The sequence below is a fragment of the Pseudomonas sp. LS2P72 genome (assembly GCF_054897865.1).
In genome coordinates this window covers 2,453,777-2,472,636 of record NZ_CM142708.1, presented here as the reverse complement: position 1 = coordinate 2,472,636, position 18,860 = coordinate 2,453,777, and the positions used below count along the sequence as shown (strand labels likewise).

The window sequence follows — 18,860 nt, the reverse complement described above, 5'->3', positions numbered from 1 at the left end:
CCGCCATCGTAGTTAAAGCCCCGAAGCGCAAAGCGAGCAAAGGGACAACAGGCCCCAAGCCTCAATGACCCTTCACAAGGGATTAGCGGTGCATCCGTTCGGCGAAGCCTGCGATCTTTTGATCTCTGCGCAAACCGACGGGGTTCATGAGTCGAACAGGCGCGAATTCCTCGAGCACAAGCAACGAATCGTCGGTTCGATACTGACCGGGGGTCATACCGAACCAACGGGTGCATGCCTTATGGAAGCTGCTGTGATCATGAAAGCCGAGCAGGTAAGTCACATGCTTCATGTTGAAATGAGAATGGCGTAAATAGAAGTCGGCCAACTGCCGGCGCACATCATTCTGGACATCCTTGAATTGCGTGCCGTCCTTTTCAAGGCCTCGTTGGAGCGTTCGCTTGCTGATTCTCAGTGCCGCCGCAATCGATTCCATATCACATCGGCCTTGCCCCTGGCTCAAGCGCTCGTTAATCAGCGCGCGAACCCTGCCAACAATAGAGTACCCGGACAACACGTCCAATTGAGCCTCGGCAAAACTGTCATGGAGTGTGGCCAACGCCTCGTTGGCCATGCTCAATGGACTCAGAAGCTCCTGGCCATCGAACAAGATGCTGTCATATGCCGCCCCGAAACTCAGCGGACAGCCAAAAAGCCGCTGATGCTCCGACGTGTCTTCAGGTTCGGGATAAGTGAACTCCACACTCAACGGTTGCGGTGACTTGCCACCTGCCAGCCAACGGCAGAAACCCAGCAGCGAAGCCAAGGCTGCATCCGTGTATTGCCGGGGTTTGACCGAGCCATGTTGCTGATGATCGAGACTGGCCAATCGGTAATGCTGCTGCTCCTGGACAAGGAAAAGGCTGAATCCGGTACCGATCAACGGGCTGAAACGAACCAGACGTTCAAGCGCCCTTTTCAGATTCGAACTGGACATCATCGTGTAGCCCACGATCTGAAAACTACTGGGATGGAATTCCCCGTAGGCTTTCAAACCGATATTCAGATCATCCGAAGCCTGAGCAGCCAAGTCCCAAAGACGATAGATAACGCTTCGCTCGCAGAATGCTCCTGGTTTACTCACGAACTCGACATCCAGTCCCGCCTCCTGGCACAGACCGTCAAGGTCCAGTCCTTGGGCCAAAAACGTATTCGCCAGCATGCTGGCATAACCTGAACTCATTCTATACATGGCGTCCTCAATGACCAATGGAACCGAACGTCCTGTCCGAAGCCGATACTGACATGCGTTGAACATATTTCAACTACGTTGCAGAAATATTAACTATCCCTTCAGTTTCAAACATTGATCCCAGTATAGGTACTCCTCATTTTTTGCCAGCGGGCACCTCCCCGCGTGGCACCGAAGGACAGGAGAACGTCACCTTCAAACACTTCCGCACGGCCCGTCGATAACCAACAATCTTCTCTCCTACAGCGTAAAAAAAATGGAGTAGAAGTATGGAGTCGCGTAGTCGTATTGCTGTAGTAACGGGCGGTATGGGCGGTATCGGTACGGCAATCAGCCAACGTCTATACAAGGAAGGATTCAAGGTAATCGTCGGCTGCAGCTCTGATTCCAGCCGCAAGAACGACTGGATTGCCAGCCAGCTGGAGGCGGGTTATCAGTTCGAATGCATCTATGGCGACGTCACCGATTGGGAGACCACCCGCAAGGCTTTCGAGATGGCTCGTGAACAATTCGGCCCGATCGATGTGCTGGTCAACAACGCCGGCATCACTCGCGACGCCTCTTTTCGCAAGCTCACCCCGGAAGACTGGAACAGCGTGATCGGGACTAACCTGACGGGCTTATTCAACACTACCAAGCAGGTCATTGAAGGCATGTTGGCCAACGGTTGGGGGCGGATCATCAATATCTCCTCGATCAACGGTCAGCGTGGCCAGTTCGGTCAGACCAACTACTCCGCCGCCAAGGCTGGCATTCATGGTTTCACCATGGCACTGGCCCGGGAAGTCTCCGGCAAGGGCGTGACCGTCAATACCGTATCCCCAGGCTACATCCAGACCTCCATGACCGCGGCAATTCGCCCGGACATTCTCGAAGGCATGATCGCTGCAACTCCGGTCGGTCGCCTTGGCCAACCCGAAGAGATCGCCTCAATCGTGGCCTGGCTGGCTTCCGATGAGTCTGCCTACAGCACCGGTGCCGATTTCTCGGTAAACGGCGGCATGAACATGCAATAACCCCGATCAGGGCAGGAATGCCCTGGTTTGCTCGACGAATTTTGTCTTTTCGATGAGGTCACGCATGAACGAAGTCGTAATCGTTGCCGCTACTCGTACCGCCATTGGCAGTTTCCAGGGTGCTTTGTCTGCAATTCCCGCGACCGAACTGGGTGCCGCAGTGATTCGCCGCTTGCTGAAGCAGACGGGTATCGATGCTGCTCAAATTGATGAAGTGATCCTCGGCCAGGTACTCACTGCCGGCGCTGGGCAAAACCCGGCACGCCAGACAGCGATCAAAGCCGGTTTGCCACACACCACGCCTGCCCTGACCTTAAACAAGGTCTGCGGCTCCGGTCTCAAGGCGGTCCATCTCGCCGTCCAGGCAATCCGTTGCGGCGACGCGGAACTGGTAATCGCTGGCGGTCAGGAAAATATGAGTCTGGCCCCCTATGTTCTGCCCAAGGCACGCACCGGCCTGCGTATGGGCCATGCGCAACTGCAAGACAGCATGATCCAGGATGGCCTGTGGGACGCCTTCAACGACTATCACATGGGTATCACAGCTGAGAATCTGGCGCAGAAGTACGAGATCTCTCGTGAAGCACAGGATACCTTCGCTGCCGCCTCGCAACAGAAGGCCGCCGCAGCCATTGAGGGCGGACGTTTCCAGAGCGAAATCACCCCGATGCTGATTCCTCAGCGCAAGGGCGAACCGCTGGTCTTCGACACCGACGAACAGCCACGTATCGACAGTACTGCGCAAGCCTTGGCAAAACTCAAACCGGCATTCCAGAAAGACGGCAGCGTGACTGCCGGCAACGCTTCGACCCTCAACGATGGTGCGGCCGTGCTGTTGCTGGCCAGCGCCGCTAAAGCACAAGCGCTCGGCCTTCCGGTACTGGCACGCATCAAAGCCTATGCCAGCGCCGGTGTGGACCCGTCGATCATGGGCATCGGCCCGGTCCCGGCTACACACCTGACCCTGCAAAAGGCCGGCTGGAGCGTCGAGGACCTGGACCTGATCGAAGCCAATGAAGCCTTCGCCGCCCAGGCGCTGGCGGTTGGCAAAGAGATGGGTTGGGACACCAGCAAAGTCAACGTCAACGGCGGCGCGATCGCCCTTGGCCATCCGATCGGCGCATCGGGGGCACGGATTCTGGTGTCGCTGGTGCACGAACTGATCCGTCGCGACGGCAAGAAGGGGCTGGCCACTTTGTGCATCGGCGGCGGACAAGGCGTCGGCCTGGCTATCGAGCGCTAACCAACGGCTTCTGAGTAGCCCATGCGCGGACTTGGGACCTTGTTCCGCGCATCAGATTGGCGTCAGGTTGGCGTCAGACAACGCTGCCCGCATTCCTGCCGCCGCTACGCCGGAGTCCGGCAAAGCGCGGCTTTTTTTCTGCCCGGCTCATCTGTATGGGCAAGGAACTTTATGGACAACAACGCGCATACATTCAAAACCTATTGGTCAGGCCAGGTTCCGTTCATCGCTTCCTTTGCAGTGCAACAATTACGCCTATGGGTCAGCACTAATCCGTGGTTTTCCGGGCATGAGCACGGCGCCTGGTTCGAGTTACCTCGCGAAACCCTGGACAGCCTTCAAGCGGACTACCAGGTTCAATGGGGCCAACTCGGCCAAAAACTGCTGACCGGCCAACCCTTCAGCTTCGATGATCGACGCTTCTCCAGCGGCAACTGGAGCGAGCCACAGTTCGGCTCCCTCGCTGCGTTTTACCTGCTCAACTCCAGCTTTCTCCTGAAACTGCTCGACAAGTTGCTGATCGACGAAAAAAAACCGCGCCAACGCCTGCGCTATCTGGTGGAGCAAGCCATTGCCGCCAGTGCGCCAAGCAATTTCCTGGTCAGTAACCCTGATGCGCTCCAGCGTGTGGTTGAGACTCAAGGTGCCAGCCTGCTCACAGGTATGCAGCATCTGGCCAGCGACATGAACGAAGGCAAAATGCGCCAGTGTGACAGCGGCGCCTTCAAGGTTGGCGTCGATCTGGCTAACACCCCCGGCGAAATCGTCTTTGAGAATCACCTATTCCAACTAATTCAGTACTACCCGCAAAGCGAAACCCAGTACCGACACCCGGTATTCGTCGTACCTCCGTCGATCAACAAGTACTACATCCTTGATCTGCGCCCGGACAACTCGATGGTCCGCCACCTGCTGGAACAGGGACATCCCGTATTCCTGATGTCCTGGCGCAACTTTGACGAGGAACACGCTGGCACCACCTGGGATGACCTGATTGAGCACGGGGTAATCGACGCCTTGCAGGTGACCCGCGATATCAGTGGCGAGCAGCGACTCAATTGCGTGGGCTTCTGCATCGGCGGCACCCTGCTGAGCACGGCGCTGGCAGTACTTGCTGCACGCGGCGACAGGGAGATCGCCAGCGTGAGCCTGTTCACCACGTTCCTTGACTACCTGGATACCGGTCCCATCGACATATTCGTCGACGAAGAACTGGTGGCCTATCGAGAGCGCACCATCGGCGGCATGAATGGTCCCATCGGTCTGTTTCGTGGTGAGGACATGGGCAATACCTTTTCCCTACTGCGCCCCAACGAGCTGTGGTGGAACTACAACGTCGACAAATACCTCAAGGGGCAGAAGCCGATCCCGCTTGATCTGCTGTTCTGGAACAACGACAGCACCAACCTTCCAGGGCCGATGTACTGCTGGTATCTGCGCCACACCTATCTGCAGAACGATTTGAAATCAGGCGAGCTGGAGTGCTGTGGGGTCAAGCTTGATTTGCGTGCAATTGACGCTCCCGCTTACATCCTCGCCACCCATGACGATCACATCGTGCCCTGGAAAAGCGCCTACGCCAGCACCAACCTGCTCTCCGGGGCCAAGCGTTTTGTATTAGGAGCTTCAGGGCATATCGCCGGCGTCATCAATCCACCGGCCAAGCAGAAGCGCCATTACTGGACCAATAATCGGGTCACGAAAAACCCGGAGACCTGGTTCAAGAATGCTGAGCAGCAACCCGGTAGCTGGTGGAATGATTGGTTCAACTGGCTGGCGGGACACTCCGGCGAGCGCCAACCAGCGGTTCCGCACATATGGAATGACAAATTCCCGCCTCTGGAGCCGGCGCCAGGCAGTTATGTAAAGCAATGAAAAACTGCTGTGGGCCAGAGCGGGTACGGAGGAAGACCAGCAATTTTGACTGTTGTTGTGGAAATGCCCTGCTGCATGACTGCATGCAGCAGGTCTTCCGCGACTCATGTGATCGGCACGCTGCTAAGTTTATTCGAAATTGCTGCTGCGAAATCAGCAATCCGCCCTGGGTCTAATTTCAATCGGCAGGGTGGGGGGAGTTTTCAATCAGCGCCAACAATTTCACCAAATCTGGAAGTCTTTTTCAGAGTTTCCCTAATGAATTACTACCGTCCATTCAACTTTCACAATCGCGGGTTAATTTTTGTGAATGAAATAAAGTTTAAACAAAATTATTACTACGTGTGACCCGCCCCCCTACTAATAAACAGCCGACCGGTAAGCCCACCCGATGGCACATCATTTGTTTGGGTACAAGGAGAGACAACCCATGAGCACCCCGTTCCGCATCAACGAAGCACTTTTGATTGCCGGCCACGCATTCGAACCTTTTCAATGCGTCGCCTGGGCTCCGCAAGACGGTAATGGCGAACTGAGCCTGACCGTCATCGACCGGGCTAACACTCATATTTGTCGCAAACAGGTTCCAAGCAGTGCCTATTCCGACCCGGCGCAGCTGGAAAGCCTGCTGGAAGAGGTGCGCGCCGAGTTGAGCCAGGAGAGCTATAAGCTACAATCCTGGACAATGCCAGAGTAAGCATTCTCGCGGATCGCTACCGGTGATCCGCCTAATACTCTACTCTCAAGATCATCGAAGGCAGCCTCATGCACCTGGTGTTGGAATCAGCCAGTCGTGCAGAGGGCTATGCCGTGGGCTTACACGATGCGGGGATCATCACGGAAATACAGTGCGTCGAATGATGTACACCGCTTAGAAACTGTCGAAAAATCAGCCTTTGGTCGCAAAGCACTGAGCCGTCCAGGGTATGGGCCAAAGTATGGGCTGAATTTTTTTTTAGAACCGCAGAAACGAAAAAGCCCCGAATAATCAGGGCTCTAACGATTAAATGTGGCGGTGAAGGAGAGATTCGAACTCTCGATACAATTTCTTGTATACACACTTTCCAGGCGTGCTCCTTAAGCCACTCGGACACTTCACCGTATCTCTTCAAACAAGTTCTGTCTGTCGAGGCGCGCTAATGTAGTCGAAAGCTTTTCCGATGGCAAACTTTTTTTGCAGAATTTTCATGCGCTTAGCGATTTAGTCGCTCTGGCGGTTTCCAGTCCATGGCAAACCCGCCAATCTCCGGCTTCGCGCCCTCCTCTATATAGAGGGGAATGCGCGGCTGACGTGGCGGGAGACGCTTGCCGGACAGGGAAAGGGTGACTGGGTGGTCAGTCACAGCGCTTTACCTGGCCTGCGGCGGTGGGTAACGTCTGCCCTACTTTATTGAAAGGAATAGCGTCATGAGTGAGTTGATTTCTTACCATCTCGAAGACGGTATCGCGACCCTGACCTTGAGCAATGGCAAGGTCAATGCCATCTCCCCGGACGTGATTGCTGCGTTTAACGCCGCGCTGGATCAGGCGGTGACTGATCGTGCGGTGGTGATCATTACCGGTACGCCCGGGATGCTGTCGGGTGGTTACGACTTGAAGGTGATGACCTCTGGTCCTAAAGAGGCCGTAGCGCTGGTGACTGCCGGTTCGACGCTCACCCGTCGTCTGTTGGCGCACCCGTTCCCGGTGATCGTGGCATGCCCTGGGCATGCGGTGGCCAAGGGTGCGTTCCTGCTGTTGTCGGTGGATTACCGCATTGGTGTCGACGGCCCGTTCAGCATTGGCCTGAACGAAGTGCAGATCGGCATGACCATGCATCACGCCGGTATCGAACTGGCCCGTGATCGTCTGCGCAAGTCGGCATTTCATCGTTCTGTGATCAACGCAGAGATGTTTAATCCGCAAAGCGCCGTGGATGCTGGCTTCTTCGACGTGGTGGTGTCGGCCGAAGAGCTGCAAGGCGCGGCGCTGGCGGCGGCTCGTCAGTTGAAGAAGATCAACATGACCGCTCACAAGAACACCAAGCTCAAAGTACGCAAGGCGCTGCTGGAGAGGCTGGACAACGCGATCATCGAGGATCAGGATTTTTTGGTTTAAATCCTAACGTGCCACACCGAAAAGCCCGACCGTCGTGTCGGGCTTTTTCTTACGCGCTCCGTTGAAAAGCCAAGAACCGCTCTAGATCGCGTCTGACCCATAAGTCGGAAACATGCGCTCAAACATCGCCTATCTCCCACCTCTATAGCGGCAATTGCCGAAAACAGTGCACATCCGTACACTGCGCCACCTTTTGTCCCGGTGGGCCTGTAGATGCTGTTTGTGTTTCGTATGTTATTGATGGGCCTGCACTTTATTCTGGCCGGTGTGCTTGGGGTGATTCTCGGCCTGTGCCGACCGTTCAATCCGGACAACAGCCGTTTGTGCGCGCGTCTTTATGCATGGCCGGCGATGTGCATTTTGCGTCTGCGGGTGAAGGCCGACGTCGGACCGCTGATGGATAAACCCGATAGCTGCGTGATCATCGCCAACCACCAGTCCAACTATGATCTGTTTGTGTTCGGCAACGTGGTGCCCCGCCGCACCGTGTGTATCGGCAAAAAGAGTCTGAAGTGGGTGCCGCTGTTTGGTCAGTTGTTCTGGCTGGCGGGTAATGTGCTGATCGATCGCGGCAATGCGCAGAAAGCGCGCCAGTCGATGCTGACCACTACTCACACGCTGCAGAATGAAGACACGTCGATCTGGGTCTTCCCGGAAGGCACCCGCAACCTGGGCGAAGAGTTGCTGCCGTTCAAGAAAGGCGCGTTTCAAATGGCCATTGCCGCCGGCGTGCCAATTGTTCCGGTGTGTGTCAGTAGTTACGTTAAACACATGCGTTTGAACCGTTGGCGCGGTGGGAAGATTCTGATCCGCTCGTTACCGGCGATTCCTACGGCCGGATTGAGCCTGGATGACATGCCGCTGCTGATTGCCCAGTGCCGCGAGCAGATGCGCGAGTGCATCGCTTCGATGGATCGGCAACTGCAAGCCGCGTAAAAGAAACCCGCCTTGTGCGGGTTTCTTTTGCCTGCGAGTTTTTGCCTGCGAACTCAACAGATTTCATTGACTCTCAAGCAGCAGACAAGGCTAAGCTGGACACTGCCTGCCACTGCCATCTTTGCTTATAGAAAGCTGCCAATAAGAAGTGAATCACTATCATGGGTAGAGTTGTTGCTGCTGCGGTTTATAGCGCCGGTAAGAAAGTCACCAATATCACGCTCGACGAAGGCGCTGCCTGGGCGGCAAAGCCCGACCACTTTGTCTGGATCGGCCTCGAAGAGCCGAACGCCCAGGAGCTGTTCAATCTGCAACGCCAGTTCAACCTGCACGAACTGGCCATCGAAGACGCCCTGGAAAAACACAGTCGACCGAAACTGGAAACCTTCGGCGACGCACTGTTTATCGTCACGTATTCGCCGATCCGGAATGAAGGCAAACTGCAGTTCATCGAGACTCACATCTTTGCCGGCAACGGCTACATCATTACCGCACGCAATGGTCATTCAGCGTCCTACGCCTATGTCCGACAGCGTTGTGAGGCGCGTCCGTTGTTGCTGGAGCACGGGGAAGATTTCGTACTCTATGCCATCCTCGATTTCGTGATTGAAAACTACCAGCCCATGGGTGAAGCGATCCACGCAGAGATCGATGAGCTGGAACACAACGTCATGTTTGGCTCCCTGAACGAGCGCGACATTCAAAAACTCCACAGCCTGCGCCGCGATGTACTGCGCTTGCGCCGGTTTGCGGCACCGATGGTGGAGATCAGTGAGGAATTGCAGAAGCTGAGTTTCCCGTTTATCGACAAGAACATGCGCCCGTACTTTCGCGATGTGCAGATCCACGTCACGCGGCAGATGGAAGACTTGACGACCCTGGCGGACATTGCCAGCCAGACCATTGAAGTTGGGGTGTTGCTGGAGGCGTCACGCCAAAGCGTGGTGCAGCGCAAGTTTGCGGCGTGGGCGGCGATTCTGGCATTCCCGACGGCGGTGGCGGGGATTTACGGGATGAACTTCGAGAACATGCCGGAGTTGACGTGGCAATACGGGTATTTCGGGGTGGTGGGGTTTATTACGGTGGGTTGTGTGGGTTTGTGGGCGAGCTTCAAGAAATCAGGTTGGCTTTAACAAGCTATTGTGGCGAGGGGACAAGCCCTCTCGCCACAGATTCGTTGTCAGCTCATTGAACCGATCCAGCTTCAGGCTTGTGCGCCACAAACCGCATCATCCACTCCGCAACGGTGGTGCCGTGATGGTCGTGCTCAAGGCTCGCCATACCTTTCGAATAAATCTGCTCGCCCAGCGCTTCCTGACGAATATCCAACAGCGCGCGCGAGTAATCGTGAATGAACTCCGGATGCCCCTGGAAGCACAGCACCTGATCGTTGATGTGGTACGCGGCGAACGGGCAGAAATCGCTGGAAGCGATGACCGTGGCGTTTTCCGGGAGCGCGGTGACCTGGTCCTGATGGCTGATCAACAAGGTCAGCTCTTCCCTCACCGGGCTCATCCACGGTGCCTTGGCGGCGAGTTTGTAGCTGTGGGTGCCGACGCCCCAGCCTTGGGTCGCGCGTTCACTCTTGCCGCCCAGCAGCAGCGCCAACAATTGATGGCCGAAGCACACGCCCAGCAATTTGTCGCCGCGCTCGTAGCGGGTCAGCAGGTAAGCCCTGAGGGTTTCTATCCACGGGTCGGTGCCGAAGGAATCGGCCTTGCTGCCAGTGACCAGATAGGCGTCGAAGGTCAGCTCATCGCCGGGATATTCGCCCTGCATCACGTTGTACACGGTGAACTCGGCAGCGATGGGTTGCTGCGAAAACAGACGCTGGAACATCTGCCCGTAACCCTGATATTGATCGACCAGTTCCGGACGCAGGATGTCGGTTTCAAGAATGCAGATGCGTAACGACATAAAAAATACCTGACACGTGATGGGAATAATGCACACCCCTGAGCCTGCCTTGAAACACAGTGGCAAGGCAAGCCCCGGAATGCGTCACCCGTCCCCTAGAACGCCTCCCCTTTAGCCGCTTTCTCCAGCAATAGCGCGGGCGGAGCGAATCGCTCGCCATACTGCTCCGCCAGGTATTGGGCGCGGGCGACAAAATCTTTCACGCCGTACTGGTTGATGAACTGCAGCGCGCCGCCCGTCCAGGCGGCGAAGCCGATGCCGAAGATCGAGCCGACGTTGGCGTCCGCCGTCGAGGTCAACACCCCCTCCTCCACACAGCGCACGGTTTCGATGGCTTGCACGAACAGCAGTCGATCACGCACGTCCTTCGGCGAAATCTGCCCGTCAGCCTTCTCGAAACGGCTTTTCAGCTCTGGCCACAGATGCTTCTGCCCACGGGCCGGATAATCGTAGAAACCACCACCACCAGCCTTTCCCGGACGCTTGTATTCGTAGAGCAGCAAGTCAATCACGGCGAACGCCGGGTGCTCAATCAGCAGTTTCCCTTCTGCTTGCAGGTCTTTGGCGGTTTGCTGGCGGATATGGCTCATCAGGCTGAGGGAAACTTCGTCGGAGATCGCCAGAGGTCCGATCGGCATGCCGGCCTTGCGCGCTTCGGTCTCGATCATCGGCGCGCTCACGCCTTCACCCAGCATGGCGATGCCTTCGTTGGTGAACGTGCCGAACACCCGCGAGGTGAAGAAGCCACGGCTGTCGTTGACCACAATCGGCGTTTTCTTGATTTGCAGGACGAAATCGAACCCGCGAGCCAGGGTTTCGTCGCTGGTGTGGGCGCCTTTGATGATTTCCACCAAAGGCATTTTCTCCACGGGGCTGAAGAAATGCAGGCCGATGAATTTGCTCTGATCCGGCACGGCGGTCGCGAGGCCGCTGATCGGCAAGGTCGACGTATTGGAAGCAATCACCGCATCCGGGCCAACGACTTTTTGCGCCGCCGACGAGACGTTGGCTTTCAGATCGCGATCTTCAAACACCGCTTCAATGATCAGATCACAACCGGCCAAATCGGCATCGCTTTCAGCGGGGTGAATTCGCGCCAGCGTTGCATCGCGCTGATCGGCACTCAATTGGCCACGCGCAACCTTCTTGTCCAGCAGCGCCGCCGAATGAGCCTTGCCCTTCTGTGCAGCCGCAAGATTGATGTCCTTGAGCACCACGTCGATGCCGGCGGACGCGCTGACAAAGGCGATTCCGGCGCCCATCATGCCTGCGCCCAGTACACCCACCCGACGCGTCACGTAAGGCACAAAACCCTGAGGCCGCGAGCTGCCGGCATTGATTTCGTTGAGCTGGAACCAGAACGTGCCGATCAGGTTTTTCGACACCTGGCCGGTGGTCAATTCGGTGAAGTAACGGGTTTCGATCAGGTGCGCGGTGTCGAAATCCACCTGGGCACCTTCCACCGCGGCGCAGAGGATTTTCTCTGGCGCGGGCAGGCAGCCCTGGGTTTTGCTGCGCAGAATAGACGGCGCGATGGCCAGCATTTGCGCGACTTTCGGGTTCGACGGCGTGCCACCGGGAATCTGGTAACCTTTCACGTCCCAGCGCTGCACCGCTGAAGGATGAGCGATAATCCAGGCGCGCGCCTTGGCCAGCAGTTCATCACGATCCGCCGCCAACTCATCAATCAAACCTGCGCGCAACGCCTGCTGCGGCCGGACTTTCTTGCCCTCGAGCAGGTACGGCAAGGCTTTTTCAATACCGAGCATGCGCACCATGCGCACCACCCCGCCGCCGCCCGGCAACAGGCCGAGGGTCACTTCCGGCAAGCCGAGTTGCACCGAAGAATCGTCCAGCGCAACCCGGTGATGGCACGCCAGGCAGATTTCCCAACCGCCGCCCAACGCGGCGCCGTTGATCGCGGCGACTACCGGTTTACCGAGGGTTTCCAAGGTGCGCAGCTGCCCCTTGAGCGTCAGCACCATGTCGTAAAAGGCTTTGGCTTCGGGCTTGCCGACCTTGATCAGTTCATTGAGGTCGCCGCCGGCGAAGAAGGTTTTCTTGGCCGAGGTGATGATCACGCCGGCGATGGTGTCTTTTTCGGCAACGAGTCTGGCAACACATGCAGCCATGGCTTCGCGGTAGACCGCGTTCATGGTGTTGGCGCTCTGGCCCGGCATGTCGATGGTCAGGACGACGATCTGGTCCTGACCTTTTTCGTAACGGATGGCTTCGGTCATGAAAGGGTTTCCTTGAAATCGGTCGGGGCTCAGAGGCGTTCGATGATGGTGGCGATGCCCATGCCGCCGCCGACACACAGCGTCGCGAGGCCATAGCGCAGGCGCCGGGTTTCCAGTTCATCGAGCAGCGTGCCAAGGATCGCGCAACCGGTGGCGCCCAGCGGGTGACCCATGGCGATGGAGCCGCCGTTGACGTTGACCTTGTCCGGATCGATCGCCATGTCCTTGATGAATTTCAGCACCACCGAGGCAAAGGCTTCGTTGACCTCAAACAGATCAATGTCTTCAACCCGCAGCCCGGCCTTGGCCAGTGCCTTGCGGGTGGCCGGCGCAGGGCCGGTGAGCATGATAGTCGGGTCGGTGCTGATGACGGCGGTGGCGACGATTCGCGCCCGCGGTTGCAAACCCAGCGTCCGGCCCTTGGCTTCGGAGCCGATCAGCATCAGCGCCGCGCCATCGACGATCCCGGAACTGTTACCCGCCGTGTGCACGTGGTTGATCCGCTCAACCTGGCTGAAGACCCGAAGCGCGGTGGCATCGAAGCCCATTTGCCCGATCATCTCGAAGCTCGGCTTGAGCTGGCCCAAGCCCTCCATGGTCGATCCGGAGCGAATGAATTCATCGTGATCGAGCAGGATAATGCCGTTCTGGTCCTGCACCGGCACCAGCGATTTGTTGAACGAACCGTCGGCCCTTGCCCGCGCAGCCTTTTGCTGGGAGTGCAGCGCATAGGCATCGACGTCCTGGCGGCTGAAGCCTTCGATCGTGGCGATCAGGTCAGCGCCCACGCCTTGAGGGGCGAAATGGCTGTGAAAACTGGTTTCCGGGTCTTGCGCCCAGGCGCCGCCATCGCTGCCCATCAGCACGCGGGACATGGACTCGACGCCGCCGACCACCACCAGGTCTTCGAAGCCGGAACGCACTTTCATCGCGCCGAGGTTCACCGCCTCCAGACCCGAGGCGCAGAAGCGGTTGATCTGCAAACCCGCCACGCTGACGTCCCAATCCGCCACCTGAGTCGCTGTTTTGGCGATGTCGGAACCCTGGTCGCCGATGGGCGTCACGCAGCCCAGTACCACATCGTCGACCTGACTGGTGTCGAGGGACGTGCGCTGTTGCAACGCGGTCAGCAGCCCGGCTACCAGATTCACCGGTTTGACGCTGTGCAAGGCGCCATTGGCCTTGCCTTTGCCGCGGGGCGTGCGTAACGCGTCGAAAATAAAAGCTTGGGTCATGACGTTCTCGAACCTGGGCAGGGGAGTAAATTCAGAGTTCCCACCATAGGCCGAGCAGCCCCGGATTCAATGACCGCAGTGCTCACAGACGTTGACGGTCACGCTCAGACGGACGGTAGGCAACTACCGGATTAACCGATTCAGGACACCAAGCTGTCTAGCAAACGGGCGCCCAAGAAGCTGGCAATAGGCCTCATACCTTTTTAAGAGCAATTGATGTGAAATCCATACTAAATGGATCTAAAGCAAGCGTGACGCGGGCTCTAAGGTGAACTTGTACGAAGTTGTCGTCGGGTTTTGCCGAGGCGCTCGTCAAACAGGAAGTGCAACGCTCTGCCGTCATGGAGAAATGCAGGCAGGCATCAGGAAATAACAATAAAGGCGGTCAAGCCATGTTCAAACAATCGAAAGTACGTCAAGCCGGGCTCATTCTTTTCGCCACTACGCTGTTGTTGATTTTGCCGAACCTGACCAAGGTGATCGGCTAGTCGGTCAATAAAAAATACGGCGCCAGGTTTTAAATCGCCTCAAAAAATGTGACTGGCTCGCTACCCGGGTCAGCGTGGGTGTGCCAACCTTTGCGGCACTTCCACGACATGGACGGCGATTATTTGAAAACGCTCATTCTGTTCGGGGCCTTGCTGCTCAGCACGCCTCTGTCTGCCGCACAGCTGAACCTTGAGCTCGGCGCGAGCAGTCGCACCTGGCAAACCGAGGAGTTGCTCAAGCATCCTCAGGTTCAGACCCTCACCATTAGCAACGACGTTTCCTACAAACGGGACATGAGCTATCGCGCTGTTCCGGTGGCTGCGTTGTTGACGGGCATCAAGCCTGAAGACCACTTACAGGCTGTAGCCCTGGATGGTTTTGCCGCAGAACTGTCGGCTGCGCCGTTGCTTAATACCCAAGGGGCGCGGGCCTGGTTGGCGATTGAAGACCCGGCCAAGCCGTGGCCGCCGCTGTCAGAGGGCAAGCACAGTGCGGGACCGTTTTATCTGGTCTGGACCGATCCACAAGCGGGCAATATCAGCCCCGAGCAATGGCCATTCGAAGTGGCGAGTATCAAACGCATGGCACCGGTGGCCGAGCGCTTCCCTGCCCTGCTGCCCGATCCGGCGTTGAAGGCTGACGATCCGGTGAACAATGGCTTTGCGCTGTTTCAAAAAAATTGCCTGGCGTGCCATCGATTGAACGGCGCCGGGGATGCACAGTTTGGGCCGGACTTGAATATTCCATTTAACCCGACCGAGTACTTCGGCGCGGATTTCCTCAAGCGCTACATTCGTGACCCGCAGAGCTTGCGCCAGTGGCCACAGGCGAAGATGCCCGGGTTCTCGGCGACGGTGTTGCCGGACGGGGATCTGGAGAGGTTGGTGGGGTATTTGAAGCATATGGCTGGGCGTAAACAAGTTTCAGCCAAATAACACGCATCTGTGGCGAGGGGATTTATCCCCGTTGGGTCGCGCAGCGACCCTAAAAAATCAGGCGGTACGGTGTCAGTGGAATTATCAGCAGGCAGGTTTCAGGGGCCGCTGCGCGGCCCAACGGGGATAAATCCCCTCGCCACAGGTCAGCCCCTCACCATCGAAGTCGCTCCCGCAGTGAATCGCGATTACTGCTGTTGCACTGAGATCACCGGCATCGGAGTCGGTGACACAAACACCTTCGCATGCATCTGCTCGCAACCACCGCCACGCCGCATGCCACGCACCGGGCAGGCATCCAGGTAATCCAGGCCCACCGCCAGTTTCAGATGACGCTCGGGCCGCGCCAATTCATTAGTCACGTCGAAACTGTACCAGGCGTCATCGAGCCAGGCTTCCGCCCAAGCGTGACTGGCCAGGTGTTCGCTGTTCTCGCTGTACAAATAGCCCGACACATAACGCGAAGGGATGCTCAGGCTGCGAGCGCAGGCGAGAAATGCGTGGGTGTGGTCCTGACAGACGCCCGAACGCCCGGCGAAAGCCTGGGCGGCGCTGGTGTCCACTTCGGTGGAGCCCGGCGTGTAGGTCATGTGCTGGTTCAGACCATGCATCAAGTCGATCAGCGCCGTGCGATCCCGGCGCTGCTTGCATTCTTTCTCGGCGAACGCACGCAGGGCTTCGTCGGCTTCGGTCAGGCGCGTGAAACGCAAGAACGGCAGCGCCGATTGGCTTTCATGCTCCGCCTCGCGCAATTCGTCGATGTCCACCTGGCCCCGGGCGCCGATGATGATCGCCTCGTGGGGCTCGTCCAGGGTCAGTACGTGCAGGATATTGCCGAATGGATCGAGTTGCGCGCGCACCGGGCGCGGCAAGTCGAGCTGCCAGCTCAGCACATGCTGACGCTCGCTGTCGTGGGGGGTCAGTCGCAGGTACTGGATGCTCGCCCGCACCTGATCTTCGTAGTGATAGGTGGTCTCGTGGCTAATGGAAAGTCTCATGCAGCCTCCAGGTAGGAACTGTGTATGGCGTTACCCAACTGGCGCACCAGCGGGATGAACTCGGTCAGCCAGGCGTGCAGGCCTTCGTCGAGAATTTCGGTGATGCCGGTGTAGCGCAGGCGTGCGTCAATTTCCGCTGCCAGGCGTTGCGCGGGACGGCCATTGGCCCCCGGCAGCTGGGCAAGGATCTGGTCGATTTCTTCGGTGCAGGCGCGCAATGAACGCGGAACGTCTGCGCGCAATAACAGCAACTCAGCCACATGCCGGGCGCCGGGCGCATCGCGGTAGATCTCGGTGTAGGCCTCGAACGAGGACAACGCCCGCAGCAAAGCACTCCACTGGTAATACGCGTGAGCGGTGCCATCGCTGACCGCCTCGGCCTGATCGCCAGCCATTTCGTAGCGGGCGTCGAGCAGGCGCAACGTGTTGTCGGCCCTTTCGATAAACGTCCCCAGACGAATGAAGCGGAACGCATCGTTACGCATGATCGTGCCGTAGGACGCGCCGCGGAACAGGTGGGAACGTTCCTTGATCCACTCGCAGAAACGGCTCATGCCGTAGCGGCTCAATCCCTGATCGGCAATCCCGCGGATTTCCAGCCAGGTGGCATTGATGTTTTCCCACATGTCAGCGGTGATTCGCCCACGCACCGCATGGGCACTGGCCCGCGCGGCGCCGAGGCAACTGTAGATGCTCGCCGGGTTGGCCGCATCCAGGGCGAAGAAATGCAGCAGCCGTTCAGCATGCAGATCGCCGTGGCGCTCCAGGTAATCGTCCAGGGTGCCGGTGATCAGCAACGGCATGGCGAGTTCATGCAGGCCGTCACCGCGGCCATCCTGTGGCATCAGCGACAGCGAATAACTGATGTCGAGCATCCGTGCGAGGTTTTCCGCCCGCTCCAGGTAACGTGACATCCAATACAAATCCGAGGCAGTTCTACTTAACATGGCAGGCTTCCTTCAATCCTCGACCACCCAGGTGTCCTTGGTTCCGCCGCCCTGGGATGAATTCACCACCAGGGAGCCTTCGCGCAGGGCAACACGGGTCAAACCGCCGGGCACAACCCGGGTTTCGCGGCCAGACAATACAAACGGACGCAGGTCGATGTGGCGTGGAGCGATGCCGTTTTCGACAAAGGTCGGACAGGTCGACAGGGACAACGTCGGTTGTGCGATGTACGCGTGGGGCTTGGCTTTGATCCGCGCGCGGAAAGATTCGATTTCCGCCGCCGTCGCCGCCGGCCCGACCAGCATTCCGTAACCGCCGGAGCCCTGGGTTTCCTTGACCACCAGCTCTGGAAGATTGGCCAGTACGTGGGACAGTTCGGAGGGATTACGACACTGCCACGTCGGCACATTCTTCAGAATCGGCTCTTCATCCAGGTAGAAACGGATCATGTCCGTGACGAATGGATACACCGACTTGTCGTCCGCGACCCCGGTACCGATGGCATTCGCCAGCACCACATTGCCGGAGCGGTACGACGACAGCAGCCCTGGAACGCCGAGCATCGAGTCCGGGTTGAACGCCAGCGGATCGAGGAATGCATCGTCGAGGCGACGGTAAATCACGTCGACGGCTTTCGGCCCGTCCGTGGTGCGCATGAACACCTTGTCATCCCGCACGAACAGGTCCGCGCCTTCCACCAGTTCAACGCCCATTTCCCGCGCCAGAAACGCATGTTCAAAGAACGCGCTGTTGAAACGACCCGGCGTCAGTACCACCACGCTCGGGTTATCAATCGGGCTGGAGCTTTTCAGGGTGTCAAGCAACAGATTCGGATAGTGGTCGATAGGAGCAATGCGCTGGGCAGCGAACAACTCGGGGAACAACCGCATCATCATCTTGCGGTCTTCCAGCATGTAGCTGACGCCGCTCGGCGTACGAAGATTGTCTTCAAGCACGTAGTACGTGCCGTCGCCATCGCGCACCAGATCAACACCGGAGATGTGGGAATAGATATCGCGGTGCAGATTCAGTCCTTGCATCGCCAACTGGTATTGCTCGTTGGCCAGCACCTGCTCGGCCGGGATGATGCCGGCCTTGATAATGCGCTGCTCGTGATAGAGGTCGGCGAGAAACATGTTCAACGCCTTGACCCGCTGAATGCAGCCGCGCTCGACAACTCGCCATTCACTGGCGGGAATGCTGCGGGGGATGGTGTCGAAGGGAATCAGGCGCTCTGTCCCTTGCTCATCACCATAGAGCGTGAATGTTATCCCGGCGCGATGAAATAACAGATCGGCCTCGCGTCGCCGTTGTGCCAAAAGCTCGTCAGGCGTTTCGGACAGCCAACGGGCAAACTCCCGATAATGCGGGCGGACCTGGCCGCCGGCATCGTACATCTCATCAAAATAGGTGCGGATCATGCCGTACTCCTTGTCACCCGGACATCTGGGCTTCGCAAAGCCCGTGCCATCGGCATAAACGCTTTGATATCAATCAGTTGGATAATCACACTGCACGCACCGCACCAATCCTGTGCGGTAAATGCCCCCACCCGATCGCCCCCGCTTCATTGCGAAGCAATGTTGTCGCCTATCACCAGCATAGTCAGAGTTGATTTCACTGCCCGGGAGTCGATGCGGATAATCCGCGCATTCGCTGGAATTCTTGAGGAATTTCCCTTTGGCCGCCTGTTTAGGCGGCTTTTTTTTGCGTTTTTGAAACGTTATGAATCAAAACAC

The 18,860-nt window shown here is 57.7% G+C and carries 15 protein-coding genes and 1 tRNA gene; 8 read left to right on the top strand and 8 right to left on the bottom strand.

What is annotated here, in order from left to right; translation table 11 throughout:
• Positions 1 to 82: 82 nt before the first annotated feature.
• On the bottom strand, positions 83 to 1,192 hold the full coding sequence (locus ACYZUA_RS11450; RefSeq protein WP_461963176.1) for an AraC family transcriptional regulator: 1,110 nt from the start codon (positions 1,190 to 1,192) through the stop codon (positions 83 to 85).
• 269 nt (positions 1,193 to 1,461) lie between these two features.
• On the opposite strand from ACYZUA_RS11450, the gene phbB reads away from it, so the two are divergent.
• From phbB to ACYZUA_RS11430, 4 genes are all read left to right on the top strand, one after another.
• Positions 1,462 to 2,208, top strand: coding sequence for an acetoacetyl-CoA reductase (phbB, locus tag ACYZUA_RS11445; RefSeq protein WP_415765057.1), 747 nt, complete (start codon positions 1,462 to 1,464; stop codon positions 2,206 to 2,208).
• A gap of 64 nt (positions 2,209 to 2,272) precedes the next feature.
• Positions 2,273 to 3,451, top strand: a complete 1,179-nt coding sequence (locus tag ACYZUA_RS11440) for an acetyl-CoA C-acetyltransferase (protein ID WP_415765058.1) — start codon at positions 2,273 to 2,275, stop codon at positions 3,449 to 3,451.
• Positions 3,452 to 3,622: 171 nt separating this feature from the next.
• A complete protein-coding gene (phaC, locus tag ACYZUA_RS11435; RefSeq protein WP_461963175.1) occupies positions 3,623 to 5,326 on the top strand; it encodes a class I poly(R)-hydroxyalkanoic acid synthase in 1,704 nt (567 codons plus the stop codon).
• A 430-nt stretch (positions 5,327 to 5,756) separates the two neighbouring features.
• Complete coding sequence (locus ACYZUA_RS11430) at positions 5,757 to 6,023, top strand: hypothetical protein (protein ID WP_461963174.1); 267 nt, start codon at positions 5,757 to 5,759, stop codon at positions 6,021 to 6,023.
• 313 nt (positions 6,024 to 6,336) lie between these two features.
• Here the strand turns inward: ACYZUA_RS11430 and ACYZUA_RS11425 are convergent.
• Positions 6,337 to 6,426: transfer RNA gene (locus ACYZUA_RS11425), tRNA-Ser, on the bottom strand.
• 307 nt (positions 6,427 to 6,733) lie between these two features.
• Here ACYZUA_RS11425 and ACYZUA_RS11420 point away from each other — a divergent pair.
• The 3 genes from ACYZUA_RS11420 (at position 6,734) to ACYZUA_RS11410 (ending at position 9,492) form a co-directional block, all read left to right on the top strand.
• The gene (locus tag ACYZUA_RS11420) at positions 6,734 to 7,423 is read left to right on the top strand and encodes a crotonase/enoyl-CoA hydratase family protein (RefSeq protein ID WP_461963173.1); all 690 of its coding nucleotides are present in this window, start codon (positions 6,734 to 6,736) and stop codon (positions 7,421 to 7,423) included.
• 213 nt (positions 7,424 to 7,636) lie between these two features.
• Positions 7,637 to 8,359, top strand: coding sequence for a 1-acylglycerol-3-phosphate O-acyltransferase (locus ACYZUA_RS11415; protein ID WP_461963172.1), 723 nt, complete (start codon positions 7,637 to 7,639; stop codon positions 8,357 to 8,359).
• Between the two features lie 161 nt (positions 8,360 to 8,520).
• Positions 8,521 to 9,492, top strand: a complete 972-nt coding sequence (locus tag ACYZUA_RS11410) for a magnesium and cobalt transport protein CorA (RefSeq protein ID WP_461963171.1) — start codon at positions 8,521 to 8,523, stop codon at positions 9,490 to 9,492.
• A 52-nt stretch (positions 9,493 to 9,544) separates the two neighbouring features.
• Here ACYZUA_RS11410 and ACYZUA_RS11405 read toward each other — a convergent pair whose 3' ends face one another.
• The 3 genes from ACYZUA_RS11405 to ACYZUA_RS11395 form a co-directional block, all read right to left on the bottom strand.
• Positions 9,545 to 10,276 carry an amidotransferase gene (locus ACYZUA_RS11405; protein WP_461963170.1) on the bottom strand — a complete coding sequence of 244 codons (732 nt, stop codon included), beginning with the start codon at positions 10,274 to 10,276 and terminating at the stop codon, positions 9,545 to 9,547.
• A gap of 95 nt (positions 10,277 to 10,371) precedes the next feature.
• Positions 10,372 to 12,516, bottom strand: a complete 2,145-nt coding sequence (locus ACYZUA_RS11400) for a 3-hydroxyacyl-CoA dehydrogenase NAD-binding domain-containing protein (RefSeq protein WP_461963169.1) — start codon at positions 12,514 to 12,516, stop codon at positions 10,372 to 10,374.
• 29 nt (positions 12,517 to 12,545) lie between these two features.
• Complete coding sequence (locus ACYZUA_RS11395) at positions 12,546 to 13,751, bottom strand: acetyl-CoA C-acetyltransferase (protein WP_461963168.1); 1,206 nt, start codon at positions 13,749 to 13,751, stop codon at positions 12,546 to 12,548.
• Between the two features lie 596 nt (positions 13,752 to 14,347).
• Here ACYZUA_RS11395 and ACYZUA_RS11390 point away from each other — a divergent pair.
• Positions 14,348 to 15,175 (top strand): c-type cytochrome, encoded by an 828-nt coding sequence (locus ACYZUA_RS11390; protein ID WP_461963946.1) that lies wholly within the window; start codon positions 14,348 to 14,350, stop codon positions 15,173 to 15,175.
• A gap of 188 nt (positions 15,176 to 15,363) precedes the next feature.
• Here the strand turns inward: ACYZUA_RS11390 and ACYZUA_RS11385 are convergent, their stop codons facing one another.
• The 3 genes from ACYZUA_RS11385 to ACYZUA_RS11375 are packed head-to-tail and all read right to left on the bottom strand — an operon-like array spanning position 15,364 to position 18,542.
• Positions 15,364 to 16,173, bottom strand: coding sequence for a transglutaminase family protein (locus ACYZUA_RS11385; protein ID WP_461963167.1), 810 nt, complete (start codon positions 16,171 to 16,173; stop codon positions 15,364 to 15,366).
• A complete protein-coding gene (locus tag ACYZUA_RS11380; protein ID WP_208671981.1) occupies positions 16,170 to 17,120 on the bottom strand; it encodes an alpha-E domain-containing protein in 951 nt (316 codons plus the stop codon). Before ACYZUA_RS11380 ends, ACYZUA_RS11385 begins: the two co-directional genes overlap by 4 nt.
• A 12-nt stretch (positions 17,121 to 17,132) precedes the next feature.
• Positions 17,133 to 18,542 (bottom strand): circularly permuted type 2 ATP-grasp protein, encoded by a 1,410-nt coding sequence (locus tag ACYZUA_RS11375; RefSeq protein ID WP_415759796.1) that lies wholly within the window; start codon positions 18,540 to 18,542, stop codon positions 17,133 to 17,135.
• Positions 18,543 to 18,860: the final 318 nt, after the last annotated feature.

Bases quoted from the DNA above. Each gene is read 5' to 3' on its own strand.
- ACYZUA_RS11440 (WP_415765058.1), top strand. From the start codon at position 2,273: ATGAACGAAGTCGTAATCGTTGCCGCTACTCGTACCGCCATTGGCAGT.
- ACYZUA_RS11405 (WP_461963170.1), bottom strand. From the start codon at position 10,276: ATGTCGTTACGCATCTGCATTCTTGAAACCGACATCCTGCGTCCGGAA.
- phbB (WP_415765057.1), top strand. From the start codon at position 1,462: ATGGAGTCGCGTAGTCGTATTGCTGTAGTAACGGGCGGTATGGGCGGT.
- ACYZUA_RS11430 (WP_461963174.1), top strand. From the start codon at position 5,757: ATGAGCACCCCGTTCCGCATCAACGAAGCACTTTTGATTGCCGGCCAC.
- ACYZUA_RS11450 (WP_461963176.1), bottom strand. From the start codon at position 1,192: ATGTATAGAATGAGTTCAGGTTATGCCAGCATGCTGGCGAATACGTTT.
- ACYZUA_RS11415 (WP_461963172.1), top strand. From the start codon at position 7,637: ATGCTGTTTGTGTTTCGTATGTTATTGATGGGCCTGCACTTTATTCTG.
- ACYZUA_RS11385 (WP_461963167.1), bottom strand. From the start codon at position 16,173: ATGAGACTTTCCATTAGCCACGAGACCACCTATCACTACGAAGATCAG.
- ACYZUA_RS11420 (WP_461963173.1), top strand. From the start codon at position 6,734: ATGAGTGAGTTGATTTCTTACCATCTCGAAGACGGTATCGCGACCCTG.
- ACYZUA_RS11410 (WP_461963171.1), top strand. From the start codon at position 8,521: ATGGGTAGAGTTGTTGCTGCTGCGGTTTATAGCGCCGGTAAGAAAGTC.
- ACYZUA_RS11390 (WP_461963946.1), top strand. From the start codon at position 14,348: ATGGACGGCGATTATTTGAAAACGCTCATTCTGTTCGGGGCCTTGCTG.
- phaC (WP_461963175.1), top strand. From the start codon at position 3,623: ATGGACAACAACGCGCATACATTCAAAACCTATTGGTCAGGCCAGGTT.
- ACYZUA_RS11395 (WP_461963168.1), bottom strand. From the start codon at position 13,751: ATGACCCAAGCTTTTATTTTCGACGCGTTACGCACGCCCCGCGGCAAA.
- ACYZUA_RS11400 (WP_461963169.1), bottom strand. From the start codon at position 12,516: ATGACCGAAGCCATCCGTTACGAAAAAGGTCAGGACCAGATCGTCGTC.
- ACYZUA_RS11380 (WP_208671981.1), bottom strand. From the start codon at position 17,120: ATGTTAAGTAGAACTGCCTCGGATTTGTATTGGATGTCACGTTACCTG.
- ACYZUA_RS11375 (WP_415759796.1), bottom strand. From the start codon at position 18,542: ATGATCCGCACCTATTTTGATGAGATGTACGATGCCGGCGGCCAGGTC.